Origin of the sequence: Geminicoccus flavidas (assembly GCF_009806515.1) — a bacterium.
Classification (GTDB): domain Bacteria; phylum Pseudomonadota; class Alphaproteobacteria; order Geminicoccales; family Geminicoccaceae; genus Geminicoccus; species Geminicoccus flavidus.
In genome coordinates this window covers 1-3,254 of sequence record NZ_WUJP01000478.1, presented here as the reverse complement: position 1 = coordinate 3,254, position 3,254 = coordinate 1, and the positions used below count along the sequence as shown (strand labels likewise).

Here is a 3,254-nt window from a genome sequence, read left to right as displayed (position 1 = left end):
GCCGCGCTCGAGGCGGCGCTGGCCGACAACCGCGCTGCGGTGGGCGACGGCCCGCGCTTCTACGCCACCGACGTCGCGTTCCACGCCGTGCTCTACCAGGTGCCCGGCAACCCGATCTTCCCGGCACTGCAGCAGGCCTTCGTCGGCTGGCTGGCGGCGGCCTGGGCGCGCATGCCCCATGCCGTGGAGATCGACCGGATGAACTGCCGTGCGCACGAGGCGATCCTGGAAGCGATCATGCGTCGTGATGCGGACCGAGCCGAGCGCACCCTGCGCGGCCATCTGGCGGCGGCCTGGGAGTTCGTGCGCGCCGGTTTCTGAGGGCGTGATCAACTCCAAGGTGAGGCGTCGACGCCACTGCAATTCATCATCGTGATTTCCGATATGGACAAGTCGTCATTATCGACGGCAATAGGAGTGCTGGCCTTGGGCCGGAGAAGTGGGAATTCTGCTGGATCGTAAGTCCCGCTTCCTTGGCACTGCGCCGTTCGACCGACATGGTAGGCGCCTCCTGGGTTGACCCTGTGGTTGAAACGCCTCGACGAGAACTTCCGCAGATGATCCACGTCGTGCTGTTCCGCGTTTCCTCCATGGACCTCGCCCTGCCGCTCGCCGACGTCGTCGAGATCCTGCCCTGCCCGATCCTGCAGCCTTTGCCCGGCATGGCGCCGACCGTGGGCGGCGTGTTCCGCCTGGAAGGCTCGGTCTGCCTGGCGCTGCGGACCGACCGGCTGCTCGGGCTGCCGGAGCGGCCGCCCGGGCTATACTCGCCGCTCCTCAGGCTGCGCCATGCCGACGAGCCGTGCGCGCTGATCGTGGACGAGGTGCTGGACGTGGCCGCAGCGCCGGTGAGCCCGCCCTTCCTGGCCCATCGCAGCCTGGAAGGCGTGGTAACGGGGCAGGTCGAGTGGGCAGGCCGTGGCTGGCATCTCCTGGATGCCGGGCGGCTGGTGCATTTGGGTGAGGGTGCGGCGCCGGCTTTGTGGGTGGCCGGCCGGTCGGCAGAGGCCGGCGAAGGTGCTCGCGCATGAGCCGTGCCGACCACCCGCTCCTGCGCGATCCCGGCTATGCCCTGCTGAAGCGCCGGATCCTCGCGGTTACCGGGCTGGCATATTTCCAGGACAAGGACGAGGCGCTGGCCGAGCGGCTGCAGCGGCGGCTGGCCGCCTGCCGGGCTGCCGGCTGCGCCGGCTATCTGGCGCTGCTGGAGGCGGATTCGTCCGGCACAGGCGAGTGGGACCCGCTGGTCGGGGAGCTGACGATCGGCGAGACCTTCTTCTTTCGCTACAGCCAGCAGTTCCAGGCCCTGCGCGACCAGCTGCTGCCCGAGACGATCGCCCGCAACGCCGCCGGACGCAGCCTACGCCTATGGTCCGCTGGCTGTGCCACCGGGGCCGAGGCCTATTCACTGGCGGCACTGGTGCGCGCAGCACTGGGCGAGCGCCTGTCCGAGTGGCGGGTCACGATCCTCGGCACCGACATCAACCGGGCCTTCCTGGCCCAGGCGCGGCGCGGTGAATTCAGCGAATGGGCGCTGCGGGACGTGGCGCCGGCCGACCGGGCGGCAGTGGTGGAGCCGGGTCCCGGAGGCTGGCGGGTGCGTCCGGAACTGCGCGGCATGGTCGAGTTCCGCCACCACAACCTGATCGACCTGGCCCCGGAGCCGGCACCGGACGACTGGCTGGCCGACTTCGACATCATCCTGTGCCGCAACGTGATGATCTATTTCGACCAGCCAACCCTGGCAGCCTTGGCGCCGAAGCTGGCGGCGCGGCTGGTCAGTCATGGCTGGCTCCTGATCGGCCATGCCGAGGGTGGCACGCCGTTCCAGGCCGACTTCGAGCCGGTCCTGGCCCCGGGCGCTATCCTCTACCAACGCCGGCAGGACCGCCGCACGGAGCGGCGGGCGACCGGGGTCGGCCAGCGGCTGCACCGGACAGCGGCCACCGCACGGCCGGCGCCGTGGCGGACCATTGCCACGCCTGCCCCGAGCCCGCCTCCGGCGCCGCTGCCGCCCGATCCCGTGGCGTTCTACCAGGACGCCCTGGCGCTCCGGCAGGCGGAGCAGGCGGAGGCCGCCGAGCAGGCGCTGCGGCGCGCGATCTATCTCGACCGTGGCTTCGCGATGGCCCATCTCCAGCTGGGCGACCTCTTGCGCCGGCGCGGCGATCTGGCGGGCGCGCTCAAGGCCTTCACCAACGCACTCCGCTGTTTGGCCGAATTCGGCGAGGACCAGCCCGTGCCTGCCGGTGAGCTGAGCGCCGCCGAGCTCCGCAGCCTGCTGGTCGGCCAGCTGCGCCAGCTGCGCGCCTGAACATGGGAACAGGCGGCGCCATGACCAAGCGGCATCCCGAGCCCGAACCCATGGCGGCCGCTGCCGCTCCCGACGGACCGGACGGGCGCACCCGGCGGATCCTGCTGGAGCGCACCCGGCAGCTGGCGAAGCGCAGCAAGGCTGCGGAGACCGTCACGACCGCACTGCTGCTGCTGGAGGCCGACGGAGAGAGCTGCGCGCTCAGGATCGATGCCGTAGCCGAGGTGGCGTCAATGCCGCTGCCGGCGAGACTGCCGCGAGCCGGACCGGCGCTGCTCGGGCTGGTCGAGACCAGAGGCGTGCTCTGCCGCGTCTATGACCTCGCGGAGCTGTTCGGCAGGCGGGCGGGGTCCGCCCGGCGTGGCGGCGGCCATCTGGTCGTGCTGCGCCAGGGCGGCGGGCGGGTCGGCCTGCGGGTCGATCGCGCCGTCGGCATCGTCGAGGCTCCGGCCGCGGACCTGCTCCCGGCCGATGACGGCCTGCCCGGCACGCTCGGGCGGATCACCCGGAGCGGCATCGACCTCCTGGATCCCGAGACCATCCTCGGTCGCGTCGACGGAACGGCAAATCATGTGGCTTAGCGTCCGGCAGAAGATCCTCGTCACCTTCGGCATCATCGTCCTGCTGATGCTGGCGCTGGGCCTCTACCAGCTGCATGTGCTGCGCTCGGTCCGCGACCTGAGCGAGCAGATCGTCGAGCACGACCTGTCGTTCCTGAACGACGTCAACGAGATCGCACTGGTGCAGCAGCAGGCGCGCGCCGCCCGGAACCGGCTGCGCGACGTCACCCTGCTGGCGGCACTCGGCAATGCCAGTGCCAACCGGCAGGACGCGCTGGCCGAATGGCAGAACGAGTTCACCGAGCTCCGGCAGGCCGTGGGCGCGCTGCGCGCCGGGCTGCAGAGCCGGCTCGACGACGTCGATTCTGCCGGCATCGACC

5 protein-coding genes are annotated in these 3,254 nt (G+C 71.0%); all 5 read left to right on the top strand.

Features of this window, described 5'->3' with window-relative positions; translation table 11 throughout:
- Window positions 1-321 (top strand): FCD domain-containing protein (locus tag EQG76_RS13390; RefSeq protein ID WP_159714108.1); only part of this gene is annotated, 321 nt, incomplete at its 5' end.
- A gap of 236 nt (window positions 322-557) precedes the next feature.
- Window positions 558-1,031, top strand: coding sequence for a chemotaxis protein CheW (locus EQG76_RS13385; RefSeq protein WP_159714106.1), 474 nt, complete (start codon window positions 558-560; stop codon window positions 1,029-1,031).
- The gene (locus EQG76_RS13380; RefSeq protein ID WP_159714105.1) at window positions 1,028-2,314 is read left to right on the top strand and encodes a CheR family methyltransferase; all 1,287 of its coding nucleotides are present in this window, start codon (window positions 1,028-1,030) and stop codon (window positions 2,312-2,314) included. The genes EQG76_RS13385 and EQG76_RS13380 overlap by 4 nt, the downstream gene beginning before the upstream one ends.
- Window positions 2,315-2,334: 20 nt before the next feature.
- Window positions 2,335-2,895, top strand: a complete 561-nt coding sequence (locus EQG76_RS13375; protein WP_159714103.1) for a chemotaxis protein CheW — start codon at window positions 2,335-2,337, stop codon at window positions 2,893-2,895.
- Window positions 2,885-3,254: triphosphoribosyl-dephospho-CoA synthase (locus EQG76_RS13370; protein ID WP_159714101.1), on the top strand; the 370-nt coding region annotated here is incomplete at its 3' end. The genes EQG76_RS13375 and EQG76_RS13370, both read left to right, overlap by 11 nt.

Bases quoted from the DNA above. Each gene is read 5' to 3' on its own strand.
- EQG76_RS13385 (WP_159714106.1), top strand. From the start codon at position 558: ATGATCCACGTCGTGCTGTTCCGCGTTTCCTCCATGGACCTCGCCCTG.
- EQG76_RS13380 (WP_159714105.1), top strand. From the start codon at position 1,028: ATGAGCCGTGCCGACCACCCGCTCCTGCGCGATCCCGGCTATGCCCTG.
- EQG76_RS13375 (WP_159714103.1), top strand. From the start codon at position 2,335: ATGACCAAGCGGCATCCCGAGCCCGAACCCATGGCGGCCGCTGCCGCT.